This is a genomic window from Mycobacterium sherrisii (genome assembly GCF_002102355.1).
In the GTDB taxonomy this organism is placed as follows: Bacteria; Actinomycetota; Actinomycetes; order Mycobacteriales; family Mycobacteriaceae; genus Mycobacterium; species Mycobacterium sherrisii.
Genome location: NZ_LQPT01000019.1, coordinates 53,663 through 68,467 on the forward strand (window position 1 = coordinate 53,663; position 14,805 = coordinate 68,467).

Annotated in this window: 17 protein-coding genes and 1 tRNA gene; 9 read left to right on the plus strand and 9 right to left on the minus strand. The window is 67.4% G+C overall.

The features are described from left to right. The first annotated feature begins 40 nt into the window (after positions 1-40). The gene (locus tag AWC25_RS01745; protein WP_085166343.1) at positions 41-790 is read left to right on the plus strand and encodes a class I SAM-dependent methyltransferase; all 750 of its coding nucleotides are present in this window, start codon (positions 41-43) and stop codon (positions 788-790) included. Here the strand turns inward: AWC25_RS01745 and AWC25_RS01750 are convergent. Beyond that, complete coding sequence (locus AWC25_RS01750) at positions 787-1,038, minus strand: hypothetical protein (protein WP_069400530.1); 252 nt, start codon at positions 1,036-1,038, stop codon at positions 787-789. The two genes, AWC25_RS01745 and AWC25_RS01750, sit on opposite strands and share 4 nt — an antisense overlap. A 138-nt stretch (positions 1,039-1,176) precedes the next feature. Here AWC25_RS01750 and AWC25_RS01755 point away from each other — a divergent pair, with 138 nt between their 5' ends. After that, a complete protein-coding gene (locus tag AWC25_RS01755; protein WP_069400531.1) occupies positions 1,177-2,316 on the plus strand; it encodes a GTP-binding protein in 1,140 nt (379 codons plus the stop codon). Between the two features lie 14 nt (positions 2,317-2,330). On the opposite strand, the gene AWC25_RS01760 is transcribed toward AWC25_RS01755, so the two are convergent. Continuing rightward, the gene (locus tag AWC25_RS01760) at positions 2,331-2,588 is read right to left on the minus strand and encodes a type B 50S ribosomal protein L31 (RefSeq protein ID WP_069400532.1); all 258 of its coding nucleotides are present in this window, start codon (positions 2,586-2,588) and stop codon (positions 2,331-2,333) included. A 135-nt stretch (positions 2,589-2,723) separates the two neighbouring features. Next, positions 2,724-3,086 (minus strand): ArsR/SmtB family transcription factor, encoded by a 363-nt coding sequence (locus tag AWC25_RS01765; protein ID WP_069400533.1) that lies wholly within the window; start codon positions 3,084-3,086, stop codon positions 2,724-2,726. A 91-nt stretch (positions 3,087-3,177) separates the two neighbouring features. Here AWC25_RS01765 and AWC25_RS01770 point away from each other — a divergent pair, with 91 nt between their 5' ends. From AWC25_RS01770 to AWC25_RS01785, 4 genes are all read left to right on the plus strand, one after another. Continuing rightward, positions 3,178-5,118 carry a heavy metal translocating P-type ATPase gene (locus AWC25_RS01770; RefSeq protein WP_085166257.1) on the plus strand — a complete coding sequence of 647 codons (1,941 nt, stop codon included), beginning with the start codon at positions 3,178-3,180 and terminating at the stop codon, positions 5,116-5,118. Next, positions 5,115-5,960, plus strand: a complete 846-nt coding sequence (locus tag AWC25_RS01775) for a mycofactocin-coupled SDR family oxidoreductase (RefSeq protein WP_069400572.1) — start codon at positions 5,115-5,117, stop codon at positions 5,958-5,960. The genes AWC25_RS01770 and AWC25_RS01775 overlap by 4 nt, the downstream gene beginning before the upstream one ends. Positions 5,961-6,026: 66 nt before the next feature. Then, a complete protein-coding gene (locus AWC25_RS01780) occupies positions 6,027-6,425 on the plus strand; it encodes an ArsR/SmtB family transcription factor (RefSeq protein ID WP_069400535.1) in 399 nt (132 codons plus the stop codon). Further along, positions 6,422-7,468 (plus strand): cation diffusion facilitator family transporter, encoded by a 1,047-nt coding sequence (locus AWC25_RS01785; protein WP_069400536.1) that lies wholly within the window; start codon positions 6,422-6,424, stop codon positions 7,466-7,468. Before AWC25_RS01780 ends, AWC25_RS01785 begins: the two co-directional genes overlap by 4 nt. Here the strand turns inward: AWC25_RS01785 and AWC25_RS27750 are convergent. Next, positions 7,450-7,773 carry a molybdopterin-dependent oxidoreductase gene (locus AWC25_RS27750; protein ID WP_069400537.1) on the minus strand — a complete coding sequence of 108 codons (324 nt, stop codon included), beginning with the start codon at positions 7,771-7,773 and terminating at the stop codon, positions 7,450-7,452. The genes AWC25_RS01785 and AWC25_RS27750 overlap by 19 nt on opposite strands. 487 nt (positions 7,774-8,260) lie before the next feature. On the opposite strand from AWC25_RS27750, the gene AWC25_RS01795 reads away from it, so the two are divergent. Then, positions 8,261-9,805, plus strand: coding sequence for a molybdopterin-dependent oxidoreductase (locus tag AWC25_RS01795; protein WP_069400538.1), 1,545 nt, complete (start codon positions 8,261-8,263; stop codon positions 9,803-9,805). 19 nt (positions 9,806-9,824) lie between these two features. Here AWC25_RS01795 and AWC25_RS01800 read toward each other — a convergent pair whose 3' ends face one another. Continuing rightward, entirely contained in the window at positions 9,825-10,025 is a 201-nt protein-coding gene (locus tag AWC25_RS01800; RefSeq protein WP_069400539.1) for a hypothetical protein, read from the minus strand. Positions 10,026-10,113: 88 nt separating this feature from the next. Between AWC25_RS01800 and AWC25_RS01805 the strand changes: the two genes are divergently transcribed. Both AWC25_RS01805 and AWC25_RS01810 read left to right on the plus strand, forming a co-directional pair. Further along, entirely contained in the window at positions 10,114-10,743 is a 630-nt protein-coding gene (locus tag AWC25_RS01805; RefSeq protein ID WP_069400540.1) for a TetR/AcrR family transcriptional regulator, read from the plus strand. Positions 10,744-10,778: 35 nt separating this feature from the next. Beyond that, positions 10,779-11,435 carry an enoyl-CoA hydratase/isomerase family protein gene (locus tag AWC25_RS01810; protein WP_069400541.1) on the plus strand — a complete coding sequence of 219 codons (657 nt, stop codon included), beginning with the start codon at positions 10,779-10,781 and terminating at the stop codon, positions 11,433-11,435. Positions 11,436-11,458: 23 nt separating this feature from the next. Here AWC25_RS01810 and AWC25_RS01815 read toward each other — a convergent pair. The 4 genes from AWC25_RS01815 to glp all read right to left on the minus strand — a co-directional run bounded on the left by AWC25_RS01815 (position 11,459) and on the right by glp (position 14,785). Further along, positions 11,459-11,531: transfer RNA gene (locus AWC25_RS01815), tRNA-Ala, on the minus strand. Positions 11,532-11,581: 50 nt separating this feature from the next. Next, positions 11,582-12,625: a divisome protein SepX/GlpR gene (gene sepX, locus AWC25_RS01820; RefSeq protein WP_069400542.1), complete on the minus strand. Its 1,044-nt coding sequence runs from the start codon at positions 12,623-12,625 to the stop codon at positions 11,582-11,584. Positions 12,626-12,817: 192 nt separating this feature from the next. Then, positions 12,818-13,471: a GNAT family N-acetyltransferase gene (locus AWC25_RS01825; RefSeq protein WP_069400543.1), complete on the minus strand. Its 654-nt coding sequence runs from the start codon at positions 13,469-13,471 to the stop codon at positions 12,818-12,820. A gap of 21 nt (positions 13,472-13,492) precedes the next feature. Beyond that, entirely contained in the window at positions 13,493-14,785 is a 1,293-nt protein-coding gene (gene glp, locus AWC25_RS01830; RefSeq protein WP_069400544.1) for a molybdotransferase-like divisome protein Glp, read from the minus strand. Positions 14,786-14,805: the final 20 nt, after the last annotated feature.

Sequence of the window (14,805 nt, forward strand, 5' to 3'; positions counted from 1 at the left end):
CACCGGGGGCCTGCGTTGCGTTGCATTACCGTCCAATGCAATGAGCCTGGATCCGGTCGAGTCGACCCGCGGCCTGCTGAACCGGCCGGCGCAGCTGCGCCATGGATTCCTCGACGTGCTGGGTGCGGCGACGAGCGCGCCGGTCCCAACGGTCGCGCAGCACGCCATGAACAGTCCCCTCGTGGCCAGGGTCTACGAACGCCTGTGGCGGCCCACCGCGTTTTACCTCGCCAGCGGGTTGACGCAACGCGCCGAGCAGATCCGGGCCGCGTCGGCGCTGCGATTGTCTTCGACTCACCGGCTGCTCGACGTGGCTTGCGGCCCCGGCAATTTCACCGCTCCCCTGGCGGCGGAGCTGCCCGAAGACGGGTTGGCCGTCGGATTCGACATCTCCGAGTCGATGCTGACCCGTGCCGTCGCCGACAATAGCGGTCCACGCACGTGTTATGTCCGCGGCGACGCCCGCCTGCTGCCCTTCGGCGACGACATCTTCGACGCCGTCTGCTGTTTCGGTGCCCTGTACTTGATGCCGGAGCCGTTCGGCGTGACGGGTGAAATGGTGCGGGTGCTCAAACCCGGCGGGCGGATCGCGATCCTGACCAGCTATGCCCCGCACGTCGCGCCGCTGCGGCAACTCATGACGGCGAGCGCGCGTGGCATCGGGCTCACGATGTTCGACGGGCACGAGTTCGTCGACCTGTTTACCGCGGCGGGCCTGATCGTCATCGAGCAGCAGACCCGGCGCGCGGTGCAGTTCGTCGTCGCGGCAAAGCCGGGCACGTCGGATTAGGACGCCGCCTTGGCCACGCCCAGGATGCGCACCACCGGCGTGCCCTCTTCGCATTCCAGGACCCAGGGCGCCCCGCCGTCGACGGGCTCAGAGGTGAGCTTGAACATGGTCGGTAGGCCGGCCCGCTGCGACATCTGTGTGCACTCGACCTGGAACAACCGGTAATCGCCGTCGTCGTGAACGGCCAGCGAGAATCCCGGCCGGACGGACTCGACGGGCACCTTCTGTAAGTAGTACTCGATAGTCATCCCCACCACATTAGATCCGTGAACGTATCTAATTTGTTGCCGCCACGCGCTCTTATCGAAAGTTCAGCTGAATTTTTCCAACCGGGCGGGGCCGCGCGGCGGCGTTGCCGCTTTATTGAAAATCATTACCATTAAGGCATGTCCTCGCCGCGCGCTGACCTGCTGCCCGTGACCGTGCTTTCCGGTTTCCTGGGAGCAGGCAAGACCACCGTGCTCAACCATGTCCTGGCCAACCGCGAAGGCCGGCGAGTTGCGGTGATCGTCAACGACATGAGCGAGGTGAACATCGACGCCGCGCTGGTCGCCGGGACGGGACATCTGGACCGCACCGAAGAGAAGTTGGTCGAGTTGACCAACGGCTGCATCTGCTGCACGTTGCGCGAAGACCTCATCGAATCGGTGGCCCGCCTCGCGGCGACGGGCCGCTTCGACTATCTGCTGATCGAGTCGACGGGCATCTCCGAACCGATGCCGGTCGCCGCGAGCTTCAGCTGGACGTTCGACGACGGGTTCAGCCTGAGCGACGTCGCCCGCCTCGACACGATGGTCACGGTGGTGGACGCCTCGACGTTTCTGCGCGAGCTGGCGCGCGGCGAGGCGCTGGCGGCTCGCGACCTCGCCGTCGACCAGGCCGACATCCGCACCATCGCCGATCTGCTCGTCGATCAGGTGGAATTCGCCGACGTTCTAGTGCTCAACAAGGCCGATCTGGTCAGCGCGGATGCCTGCGCCCGGGTGACCGCGGTGCTACGGCGGCTGAATCCCTCGGCGCGCCTGGTGCTCGCCGACCACGGCCGGGTGGCGCTGTCGGAGGTGCTCGGCACGGGTCGGTTCGACCCCGAACTCGCCGCGGAATTACCGAGCTGGGAACAAGAGCGCAGCGGCGGCCACACTCCGGAAACACAGGAATACGGAATCAGCAGCGTGACGTTCCGCGCACGCCGCCCCTTCCACCCGCAACGCTTGCACGCAGCGCTGGATCGGTTGCAAGGTTTGTTGCGCAGCAAGGGTTTTTGCTGGATCGCCAGCCGTCCCGATCTTTTGGCGGTGTGGTCGCAGGCCGGGCCCAACCTGACGATCGAACCGGCGCAGTACTGGTCGACGGCCGACTTCCCGCCCGGACAAGAGATCGTGTTCATCGGCATCAAGCTCGACCGCGACGCAGTCCTGCGGCTCATGACATCGGCGCTGTTGACCGACGCCGAAGTGGCCGACGGTCCGCAGCGCTGGGCAGCGTACGCCGATCCGCTGCCGGCGTGGAGTGTGCACGCGCACTAGGGGCACGCCGATGGTCAGCGGCGGTTGCCGTAGCGGCGGTGGAACTTTTCCACTTGGCCCGCGGTGTCGAGGATTCGGCGCGCCCCGGTCCAAAACGGATGTGAATCGGAAGTGACCTCGACTACGACCAGCGGGTAGGTCTCGACGCCGTTGGGTGTCTGCCACTCGATGGTGCGTGAGCTCGTCATGGTCGATCGGGTGAGGAACATCGCGCCAGTGGTGGCGTCTTGGAAGACCACGGGGTGGTAGTCGGGGTGGATGTCGGGCTTCATCCGCAGCCTCCTCAGCCTTATTGACAATCGTTTTCATTAAAATCACCCGTACGATACCGGTGCGCGCAACCTTTGTCGAAAAACATGTTCAATAAGAGTGACGCTTAGCCGGAGGCCAGCGAAACACCTTGCGCCTCAGGCGCGTTGGATGCTCGTGTCGCTCGCACCGAGGCGCAGGTGCTCGATGTGGTACACGGCCTCGTCAAGGAGCTGGGCGACGTGATTGTCGTAGAGCCGGTAGACGATGTGGCGGCCGTTGCGATCACCGGCGACCAGCCCGAGCGCGCGCAGCAGCCGCAGTTGGTGCGACACCGCGGGTTGCTCCATCCCGACGGCGGTGGACAACTCGCCGACCGAACACGGCGACTGCCGCAACCGGGTGAGGATCATCAAACGATTGGGTGACGCCAAGGCTTGCAGGGTCTCGGCGATTTTGACGGCGGCGGCGGAGTCGAGCGTGGCGGGTGGCGTCACCCTGCCTTCGACTCCATGTCCCATCCCCCAATTGAAGCACGCGGCGCCAACTGATATGACATATGTAGAGCTTTACATGTGTACATGTTGCAATCCGGTTGCTGAGGGGACGTCGATGAGTTGCGCCACCGTGCAGGCGATGCCCACCCCGTCGGTGGCGCGGCCAAAGCACTCCGGGCTATGGTCCCTCGCCGCGGTGCGCTGGGCCTCGGCGGCCGTGCTGTTGTTCCTGGCCGGACTCACCGCACAGCTGCTCGGCGCGCCCGCATGGAGTTGGTGGGCGTGTTACCTGGCATGCTATCTGACCGGCGGCTGGCAGCCCGCGCGGGAAGGGTTGCAGGCGTTGCGTTCTCGTGCCCTCGACGTCGACCTGCTGATGGTGGTCGCGGCCGTCGGCGCGGCCGGTATCGGCCAGATCGTCGACGGCGCGCTGCTGATTGTGATCTTCGCGACCTCGGGCGCCCTGGAGGACGCGGCAACCAAGCGCACCGAGGATTCGGTGCGGGGCCTGCTCGACCTGGCGCCCTCGCGCGCCGTCCGCATCGGTGCCGACGGCATCGAAGAATCGGTGGACGCCGACACCCTCCGTGTCGGTGACGTTGTCAGCGTGCGACCCGGTGAACGCATCGCGGCCGACGGTGTCGTCGTCGAGGGAGCGTCGGAGGTCGATCAGTCGTCGGTGACCGGCGAGCCCCTGCCGGTCGGCAAGACCGTCGACGACGACGTGTTCGCCGGTACGCTCAATACCGCTGGGGCACTGCGGATTCGCGTCACCAACGATCCGTCCGACACGGTCGTGGCCCGCATCGTTGCCCTCGTCGCCCGGGCGTCGGCCAGCAAAGCCACAACGCAGCTGTTCATCGAGAAGGTCGAGCAGCGCTATTCCGTCGGCGTCGTCGCGGCGACCGTGGCGCTTTTCACGGTTCCCCTGGTGGCGGGCGCGGCATTTCAGCCGACGCTGCTTCGGGCGATGACGTTCATGATCGTCGCCTCGCCGTGCGCGGTGGTATTGGCCACCATGCCCCCGCTGCTGTGCGCCATCGCCAACGCCGGGCGTCATGGCGTGCTGGTCAAATCGGCGGTGGCGATGGAACACCTTGCCGACACCACACAGGTGACGATCGACAAGACCGGCACCCTGACTACGGGATCGCTGCGGCTGGCCGGCATCACCATCCTCGACGACCGCTATTCCGAGCACGCCGTGCTACGGATCGCCGCCAGCGCAGAGCAATTCAGCGAGCACCCGCTCGGACGCGCCATCGTCGGCGCCGCTCACGCCCGCGGGCTCACCGTGTCCGGTGCTGCCGACTTCCGGGCGCTGCCGGGACGCGGTGTGCGCGCACGCGTCGGCGAGCAGACGGTGGAAGTGCTCAGTCCGCGCGCAGCTCCCACCCGCCTTCCTGGCGTGGGCGAGCTGGAACGCGACGGCATCACCGCCGTGCTCGTGTTGGTCGATGGACGGGCCGTCGGTGTACTGGGACTGGACGACACCGTCCGGCTGGGAACCGACTCCGTCATCCGCACCATCGCCACGCTCACGTCGGCACCGCCGGTCCTGCTGACCGGCGATGCCCAACCGACCGCCGAGCACCTGGCCGCACAGGTCGGGATCACCGACGTCCGAGCCAACCTGTTGCCCGACGACAAAGTCGCCGCCGTGCGCCGCCTGGCGGCCGACGGTCACCGGGTGCTGTTCGTCGGCGACGGCATCAACGACGCGCCCGCAATGGCTTGCGCGCACTCGTCAATCGCGATGGGCCGCAACGGGGCCGACCTCACGCTGGACACCGCCGACGCGGTGACCGTCCGGGACGAGTTGGCGACGATCCCCGCGGTGCTCACATTGGCCCGCCGCGCGCGCCGGGTCGTCATCGCCAACCTCTTCATCGCGGCCACGTTCATCGTCGGACTGGTCGCTGCCGATCTCGTCGGCGACCTGCCACTGCCGCTCGGCGTGGCCGGGCACGAAGGGTCCGCCGTCATCGTCGCCCTCAACGGGTTGCGGCTCCTGCGCAACCGGGCGTGGGGGCCGACGATATCGTGGGCAACATGACAAACGCCGTTGGCAGAGTGGCCGGCAAGGTCGCGTTCATCACGGGTGCGGCGCGTGGCCAGGGTCGAGAACACGCGGTGCGCCTCGCCGAGGAGGGCGCCGACATCATCGCGGTGGACCTGTGCAACGACGTCGAGGGCGTCATCTATCCGGGCGCCACCGACGACGATCTCGACGAGACCGCCGCGCTGGTCGAGAAACTGGACCGGCGCATCGTCACCGCCAAGGCCGATGTTCGAGACCTCGCCGGGCTGCGCGACGCGCTGCAGCAAGGCATCGACCAACTGGGCCGGCCCGATGTGGTGGTCGCCAATGCCGGCATCAGCGGCAGTCCCGCGCCGTCGGCGTTGCTGGAGGAGGCGGCCTGGCAAACGATGCTCGACATCAATCTCACCGGGGTCTGGCACACCACCAAGGTGGCGGTGCCGCACATGTCCGATGGCCGCGGTGGATCCATCATCCTGGTCAGCTCCATGCTGGGGCTGCGCGGCGGCGCCTACATGGCGCACTATGCCTCGGCCAAGCACGGCGTCGTCGGACTCATGCACTCCCTTGCGAATGAGCTTGCGCCACAGCTGATTCGGGTCAACTCGATCCACCCCGGCAACGTCCGCACGCCGATGATCGACAACGAACAATTCCACCGCACGCTGCGGCCGGACCTGCCCAACCCGACGATGGACGACACCGCCGCGGTGCTCGGTCACTTCCACATGCTGCCGGTGCCGGTCATCGAGGCCCGCGCGGTCAGCAATGCCGTGCTGTTTCTCGCCTCCGACGAGTCGCAATACATCACCGGGGCGGCGCTCCCGATCGATGCCGGGGCCGTCGCCAAATTCTGACGCCGGTATCGCACGGATGACTCGGAACCGGTGGCTAAGCCCTGTCACGTTAGCTAATATCTACGTATGCATGCAGATAATGCTGCAACCCCGCTGGCGGACGACCAGGTCAGCCTGATCGTCGAGATCTTCCGAATGTTGGCCGACCCCACCCGTATTCGGGTGTTATGGGCCCTGACCGAGAAAGAGTCCTCGGTCAACGAGCTCGCGGAAAAGGTGGACAAACCGGCGCCGTCGGTGTCCCAGCACCTGGCCAAGTTGCGGATGGCCCGATTGGTGCGCACCCGGCGGGCCGGCACCACGATCTTCTACAGCCTGGAGAACGAACACGTCGGCCAGCTGGTCAGCGATGCGGTGTTCAACGCCGAACACGCCGGCCCCGGCGTGCCGTCCCATCACCGCAACGATGCCGACGTGCGGGGCATCACGACCGCGCGTCAGCCGCGAAGGACCAAGGGGCGATGAGCGATCACCACCACGCACACGACCACGCACATGACCACGACCACGACCACGCACATGACCATCCGAAAGGTCTGCGCGGTGCGCTCCGACAGGTCTTCGCACCGCATTCCCACGACGCCGCAGACAGCGTCGATAGCGAACTGGAATCCAGCGCCGACGGTATCCGAGCCGTCAAGCTCAGCTTGCTGGTCCTAGCGACGACCGCGATCGCGCAGATCGTCATCGTGGCAATCTCCGGGTCCATCGCGCTGGCCGCCGACACCATTCACAACTTCTCCGACGCACTCACCGCCGTGCCGCTGTGGATCGCATTTGCATTGAGCACCAAGGCCGCAACACGTCGCTACACGTACGGCTTCGGCCGGGTGGAGGATCTCGCCGGACTGTTCGTGGTGGCCATGATCGCGCTTTCGGCCGTCATTGCCGGCTACGAGGCGGTGCAGCGACTGATCACGCCGCGCCCCATCGACCACGTGGGCTGGGTTGCGCTGGCCGGCGTCATCGGCTTCGTCGGAAACGAGTGGGTGGCCCTCTACCGCATCCGGGTCGGCCGCCGCATCGGCTCGGCCGCCCTCGTCGCCGACGGCCTGCACGCCCGCACCGACGGGTTCACCTCGTTGGCGGTGCTGATCGGCGCCGGCGGTGTGGCGCTGGGCTTCCCGCTGGCCGACCCGATCATCGGTCTGGTGATCACGGCGGCCATCCTGGCAGTGCTGCGTACCGCGGTGCGCGATGTGTTCCGCCGGTTGATGGACGGTGTCGATCCAAAGCTCATCGACGCCGCCGAGGTCACGCTGGCCGCTCGGCCGGGGGTGCGTTCGGTCCGCAGCGTACGGATGCGCTGGATCGGGCACCGGCTGCACGCCGATGCCGTACTCGACATCGACCCGGCGCTGAGTTTGGCTGCCGCACATCGGATTGCGCACGAATCCGAGCACGACCTGATGCATGCGGTGCCCAGGCTGGCCACAGCGATGATCCACGCCTATCCCGCCCGCAGTGCCGATTCGGCGCCGGCCGACTATCAGATCGGCGTCCGGTAACCATAGAACTCGTGGTCTTCGTTGTATCCGCCGTGCCCGAAGCCCAGGTGGGAAAGCTGTCCACGAATTCGATCGCTGCAATCCACTTGACCTGCCTGAAGCCGGAGCGGCGCACCGTGGAATTCGTTGAGCCGTTCGTCGTTCATCTCGTAGGCGAGCAGGCACGTCGGCTCGCGCATGTGCTCGATCTTGTGGCAGTCGTAGTACCGGCCCTCGATCGGCCCTCCGGGCCTGTCGGCGAAGGAGTAGAACACCACCCAGCGGGCCGCCGGTTGCGGGCGGACGATATCGAGAATGTCCGACATGCGCACACCGCCCCATTTGGCGATGCCGGACCAGCCTTGAATGCAGTAATGCTGGGTGATGGCCGCGTGTTTGGGCAGCGCGTAGCCTTTCCAGGCCCTTCCAGCTTTCGGCTGGCAATCGGCGGTACTCGGCGGATGTCGGTGGCGTGGCGTTCGGCCAGAGGTAGGGCGAAATGTCCTTTTCGGCATAGGTGGCGTCGGGATGCAGCCGTTCCAACAGGTCCTTCAACCATCCCACGGTCCGGCGACCGACCGCCTGCACCACACCCGTCTGATCGAGCAGCGACTCGCGGCCAGTGGGGGCAGCCGCGCCCCGGTCGGGCTGCGGATTGCCGGTGATATCTCCCACGCTACGACTCAACTCGCGTCGGCGCAGCACATTCCGCAAGTGCCCGGCGCGGGGGTTGTCCCGCCCCGCTCAATCGGCGGTTCGCCTGTCCGGCAACGCGTTTGCCGTGTGTTAAGCGCCCGCGCGTAGAGTGACCCGATGGCCAGTGTCGCCGCATCGAACGAGCAGATGGTGGTAGGGGTCGCCGCGGCGTCCATCTCGCTGGGCACGACGCAACTGGGGGCCATCCCGTTCGGGGCCAAGGCCGATGCCCGCACCGCGGTCGGTTCGGCGGTCGTCGATCTGACACCGGGGCCCGTCAAAGAGTGGGCGATCCAGACGCTGGGTTCCATGGACAAGCTGTTTTTGGCCGTCGCGGTTCTGGTGGTGATCGCGGTGATCGCGGCCATGGCCGGCAGTCTGGAAACCCGGCGCCGCCCGATCGGCAGCATGATGTTCGTCGCGGCGGGTGTGCTGGGCGGTCTCGCGGTGCTGTCCCGGCAGGGTGCCACGGCCCTCGACGTTGCGCCCACCGTGGTGGGCACCGCCTGCGGGGTGGCGGTGCTTCGCCTGCTCAGCCGCCGGTTCTGGCCGGTCATCGGGAGTCCTGACGGCGTACCCGAAGAACGTCAGCCGGATGCCCGCCGGCGCGGGCTGGTCGTATACGGGCTGCTGGGGCTCGGGGTGGTGAGCGGGGTGATCGGCGCCGTCGGGACCCGGCTGGCGCACTCGGTCGCCGGCGATCGCAGCAAGCTGGCGCTTCCCCGGCCCCACGTCCCGGCGGCGCCGATACCCGCCGATGTGCAGCCGAAGGGTGTTGCGCTGCCAAGCTTTATCACTCCCAGTCCCGATTTCTACCGGGTGGACACCGCGCTGAGCGTGCCCCAACTCAGCCACGGTGACTGGCGGCTGCGCATCCACGGCATGGTGGACCGCGAAGTCACCTACAGCTTCGATGATCTGGATCGCTTCGACGTCGTTGAAGCCGTCGCGACGTTGACCTGTGTCTCCAACCCCGTTGGCGGCGAGCTGATTTCGACCGGCACATGGACGGGGTACCGGCTGGCCGATCTGCTGAAGGCTGCCGGCGTGCATCCCGACGCCGATATGGTGCTCTCGACGTCGGTCGACGGGTTCACCGCCGGGACGCCCACCGAGGCGGTCATCGACGGCCGCGACGCTCTTCTGGCGATCGGCCTCAACGGGCAGCCGCTCCCGATCGAACACGGCTACCCCGCCCGGTTGGTGGTCCCGGGACTCTACGGATACGTGTCGGCCACCAAGTGGGTCGTCGATCTGGAGCTGACCCGTTTCGATCGGGCGAAGGCGTACTGGACGCGGCTCGGTTGGGCGCCGCGCGCACCGATCAAGACGGAGTCACGCATCGATGTGCCCAAGGGCGGCCAGCGGGTGGCCCGGGGTCCGGTGGTGTTCGGCGGCGTCGCGTGGGCGCAGAATCGCGGCGTTCGCGCGGTGCAGGTCCGCATTGGCGACGCCGACTGGCAGCCGGCCGCACTCGGCGCCAGCTATTCGAACCAGACGTGGCGGTTGTGGAGTTTTCCGTGGCAAGCGAAAATCCCTGGGAGACAGACGATTACAGTGCGGGCGATCGACAACACCGGCGCGGTGCAAACCTCCGAGCAGGCCGAAAGCATTCCCGACGGCGCCACGGGTTGGCACACGGTTGAATTCACCGTGGCCTAAGCCTTACCGCCCTACGCGACTATCGCGACGAGAATTTGCGCCAGCTCCACAGCGCGATGAGCAGGCCGACGACGCCGGTGATCGGACCGATGATGGACCAGGTCGTGGTGTTGCTCATCGGGCTGCCGCCGAGCACCCCGAAGCCCTGCAGCGCCCAGATCGAGCCGAACACGGCGAGGAGCAAGCCCACGGCGAAGGTAACGACGAAAGCCCTATTCATAACCGGATGATAGGGGCCCCGCAGCGATTTATTCCCGAGCGATCTCCTCGAATAGATTTTAGAGCGACTGCTCTGTTATTGTGTGTCCATGCCGCGACCTCGCCTGCACGACCTCGATGAGGTGCTCGACATCGCGGCGGGGCTCGCGGTCCGCGAGGGGATTGCCGCCGTCACCGTTCGCGCCCTGTCGGAGGCGGCTTCGGTGTCAAATGGCGCGCTGTACCACGCATTTGGATCCCGCACCGGCTTGTTGGCCCGCGCATGGTTGCGCGCCGCGGAGCAGTTCTTGGCGCTGCAGCGCAGTACGGTGGACCAGGCGCTCCAGGGCTCCGGTGACCGGTGCACCGAGGCCACCGCGGTAGAGGCCGTCGTCGCAACGGCGTTGTGCCCAGCCACATTTCTCGATCAGGACGAGACTTCCGCGCAGTTCCTGCTGACGGTCTCCCGCGACGACCTGTTGCGGTCCGGGGCCGTGCCCGACGACCTGGCCGAGGCGCTACGCAGACTCGACGACGCACTGGTGGCGGTCTTCATCCGCCTGTCCGTGAGCCTGTGGGACCGCAAGGACAGGGAAGCCGTGGACCTGATCCGCGTTTGCATCGTCGAGTTGCCGACTGCGCTGCTGGTGCGCGGTGGGCGCTATGCGGACGCCGCCGCACGCGACCGGCTCGCCGCCGCGGTGCGCGCCGTGCTGACCATTCCGCCGGCCGCGCCCTGAGCCCGCCCGGCGGACCGCTACGAAAGGACCCGCTCGTGACCCCCACCCTGGAATATCGCGACAAGATCGCTGTGCTCACCCTCGGCGACGACGAGAACCGTTTCTCACCGGACTGGCTCGACGCCGTCAGCGCCGCACTCGACGAGGTCGAGAAGGACGCGCAGGCCCTGATCACCACCGGGGTGGGCAAGTTTTACACCAACGGCCTGGACCTGGATTGGCTGATGGCCAACGGTGACCACACCGAGTGGTACGTCAACCGGGTACAGCAGCTGTTCGGCCGGGTGCTGACGCTGCGGGTACCCACCGTCGCCGCCGTGAACGGACACGCCTTCGGCGCGGGTTCCATGCTCGCCGTCGCCCATGACTACCGCATCATGCGCGACGAACGCGGGTACTTCTGCTTCCCGGAAGTCGACATCCGCATCCCCTTCACCGCCGGCATGGCGGCCCTGATCCAGGCGAAACTGTTGCCGCAGACCGCGGTGACCGCGATGACGACCGGCCACCGTTACGGCGGCGAGGAAGCACTCGCCGCGGGACTCGTCGACGATGTCGCAGCGGAAGCCGAAGTCGTCAACGCCGCGGCAACCAAGGTCCAACCGTTGCTCGGCAAGGACCCGGGCACCCTCGGCGCGATCAAATCAACCATGTACGCGAATGTTGTTGCCGCACTGCGGGCGGGCAAGTGAACCGCTGACCTGCTCAAATATTGTGGAGCTAAGGGGAATCGAACCCCTGACCTACTCGATGCGAACGAGTCGCGCTACCAACTGCGCCATAGCCCCTGACCGCTAGCAGGCTACCAGTTCCTCGCGGCGCCCAGCACCGCCAGGCACTACTGGCCGACGGCACGCGGCAGGTCCCGCGGCCAGCCGTAGTTCTGCTGGGGCATTCCGTAGTCGAGATGCTCGAAGATCGGGTCCTCGTCGTCGATCTCCAGGACCACGGCGCCGGGCCGGCGCAGCCGGGACGGGACGACGTCGTAGTCGCGGTCGCGAGTGTTCTCCACGCCGAACCGCGCACGGGTCATCCGCTGGGCGCGGCGGCGGCGGACCTTCTCCTCGATCCTGGTCTGGCGGCGCAGATAGCCCAGGTACAAAACGGTGATCGTGGTGGCGAACCCACAGACCCACCAGGCGCTCGGCGTGACCTCGAAGGCTACCGTCGCCGAACCGACCAGGATGACCGCCATCATCATCAACACCTTCTTGCGGAAGGCGTACTTTCGCGCGGTGACGGCGGCCGCGGTCTTGGTGTCGAAGCGACGTCGGCGCTGTGCGCTGGCCGGAACGACGCGCTCTCGCGGAGCCTCGTCCTCTGCCTCGGGCTCCAGCCCGGACGAGTCCTCGACGTATTCGTACTCGTCGTCGAGGTGATCCTCGGCGGTCTCGTCCTCGGCTTCGTCGTCCTCGGCTTCGTCGTCCTGATCAACCGGTGCGAGTACGGGTTCGGTGACCTCCGCGTCGGCCGCGGCGGGCAAGGCACCCGAATCCTCGACGACGTCGACGTCCAGGTACTCGGGCTCGGCGACCGGCATCTTCATGACGACGGGCCGGGCGGGCCGCAGCTCCTCGGTCTCGGCATCATGATCGTCGTTGACCTCGGCATCGTCGCGCTCAGAAAGGTCGGCCTCATCGCGATCAGACAGGTCGGACGTGTCTTCCTCCGGCTTCCAGTGCGGATCGCTGCGGTGCCCCGCGGCCGGACCCGTGCGCCGCAGCAGCCTCGACCCGGCGCCGCCGTTGAGCACCCGGGTGGCCAACGCCACGTCGCTGGTCCGTCGCACGGCGTCGCGTTTGCTGATCAGCATGGGGACCAGCACGAACAGCCACAGCACCACGAGGGAGATCCACAACAGCGACTGCGGGATGCTTGGCATGATGACCTGCTCCTTCTGGCCGAATCCCCCACGAGGTGACCCACGCGGTCGGGACCTGTGACCAGCGCAATTACACACCTGTAATTTGCGTCAATCAAGCATCACACGCCACATATGTCACGTTGGCAACAGAATTATTGCGGTTTCGGCGCGGCGGTGGATGATCGAGCACCGGAACGAGGCGTCAAGGAGTTACGCCCAGCGGGCGTGCCCGGCGCGGACCAGCGACGAGGTCACCGACCCGTACACCTCTTCGGCGGTGATGGCCATCAGCAGATGATCGCGCCAGGCCCGATCGACCTCGAGGTAGCGGCGCAGCAGGCCCTCTTCACGGAACCCGACCTTCGCCAGCACGGCCCGGCTCGCCACGTTCTCCGGGCGCACGGTGGCCTCCACGCGATGCAGCATGACCGGCCCGAAGCAATGATCGAGACCCAGCGCCAGCGCCCCGGTCGCCACCCCACCCCCCGTCGCGGAGCTGGCCACCCAGTAACCGATCCACGCCGATCGCAACGCCCCGTGCGTGACGTTGCCGATGGTCAGCTGCCCGCAGAACTGTCCGTCGAGCTCGATCACATATGGCAGCATCCGGCCGCTGCGGGCCTCGGCACGCAGCCCCGAACACAGGGCCGGCCACGCCGCGACGGTGTGCCGGGCCGTCCAGTCCCCCTCGGCCGTCGGCTCCCACGGCTCCAGATGCGCGCGGTCGGCCAACCGGTGGCGGCTCCATTGGGCGCCGTCGCGCATCCGCACCGCCCGCAACCGGATGACGCCCGCCGCGACCCGCAACGGCCCGACGGATGCGGGCCAGCCGGGATGACGAGAGTTGGAGCGCAAGAGGTTCACGAGCGTGCGCAGTCGTCGGGATCAGCCGCGCTGGGCCAGGAACGCGACGTCGACGATTTCACCGGTCCGGATCTGTTCGGCCCCACTGGGCACCACAACCAGACAGTTTGCCTCAGCCAAGGTCGCGAGCAAGTGCGACGACGCTCCCGGCCCCCCGCCCAGCGCCTGCACAAGATACTCGCCGCTGTCCTGATCGCGCATCAGCTGGCCGCGCAGGTAGCCCTTGCGCCCGGCGACCGAGGTAATCGGCGACAACGTCCGGGCCTGCACGATGCGACGCATGGGCTGCCGCTTGCCCAGCGACAGCCGGATCAGCGGTCGAACCATCACCTCGAAGACCACCAGCGCGCTGACCGGGTTGGCCGGCAGCAAAAATACCGGCACGCCCTCGCGGCCCAGCTGCCCGAAACCCTGCACCGAGCCCGGATGCATCGCGACCCGGACCACCTCCATGTCGCCCATCTCGGAGAGCACCACCCGCACCGCCTCGGCGGCCGCACCGCCGACTCCCCCGGCAATCACCACGACCTCGGCGCGGTTGATCTGGCCCTGGACGATCTCGCCGAGTTCCTTGGGGTTGTTGGACACGATGCCGATGCGGTTGACCTCCGCACCGGCATCCCGGGCCGCGGCCGCCAGGGCATAGGAGTTGACGTCGTAGACCTGGCCGTTGCTCGGTGTCCGCGAGATGTCCACCAGCTCGCCGCCCACGGCCATCACCGACACCCGTGGCCGCGGATGGACCAGCACCCGTTCCCGGCCGACGGCGGCGAGCAGGCCCACCTGCGCGGCCCCGATGATGGTGCCGGCCCGCACCGCGACGTCGCCGGGCTGGACGTCGTCGCCGGCCCGGCGCACGTAGGCACCCGACGGCGCCCCGCGCAGGATCCGCACCTTCGAGGTGCCGCCGTCGGTCCAGCGCAGCGGCAGTACTGCGTCGGCCAGCGTGGGCAGCGGCGCCCCGGTCTGTACGCGCACGGCCTGGCGCGGCTGCAGCCGGCTGGGCGTGCGGGCACCCGCCTCGATCGTTCCCATCACCGGCAGGACCAGGCCACCCACGTTGTCGTCGTCCGCCAGCGGCTCGCCGGTTTCGTCGAGCGACAGATCACCGCCCACTTCGCCGATCCCCAGCACGTCCACGCTGCGCACCGCGTAGCCGTCGATCGCCGCCTGGTCGAACCCGGGCAGCGGGCGCTCGGTCACCACTTCTTCGGCGCACATTAACCCCTGCGCCTCCGCGATGGCAACACGTATCGGACGCGGGGCTACCGCCGCCGCTGTTATCCGGGCTTGCTGTTCTTCCACCGAACGCACTGGCCGCGCCTCCCTGCCGT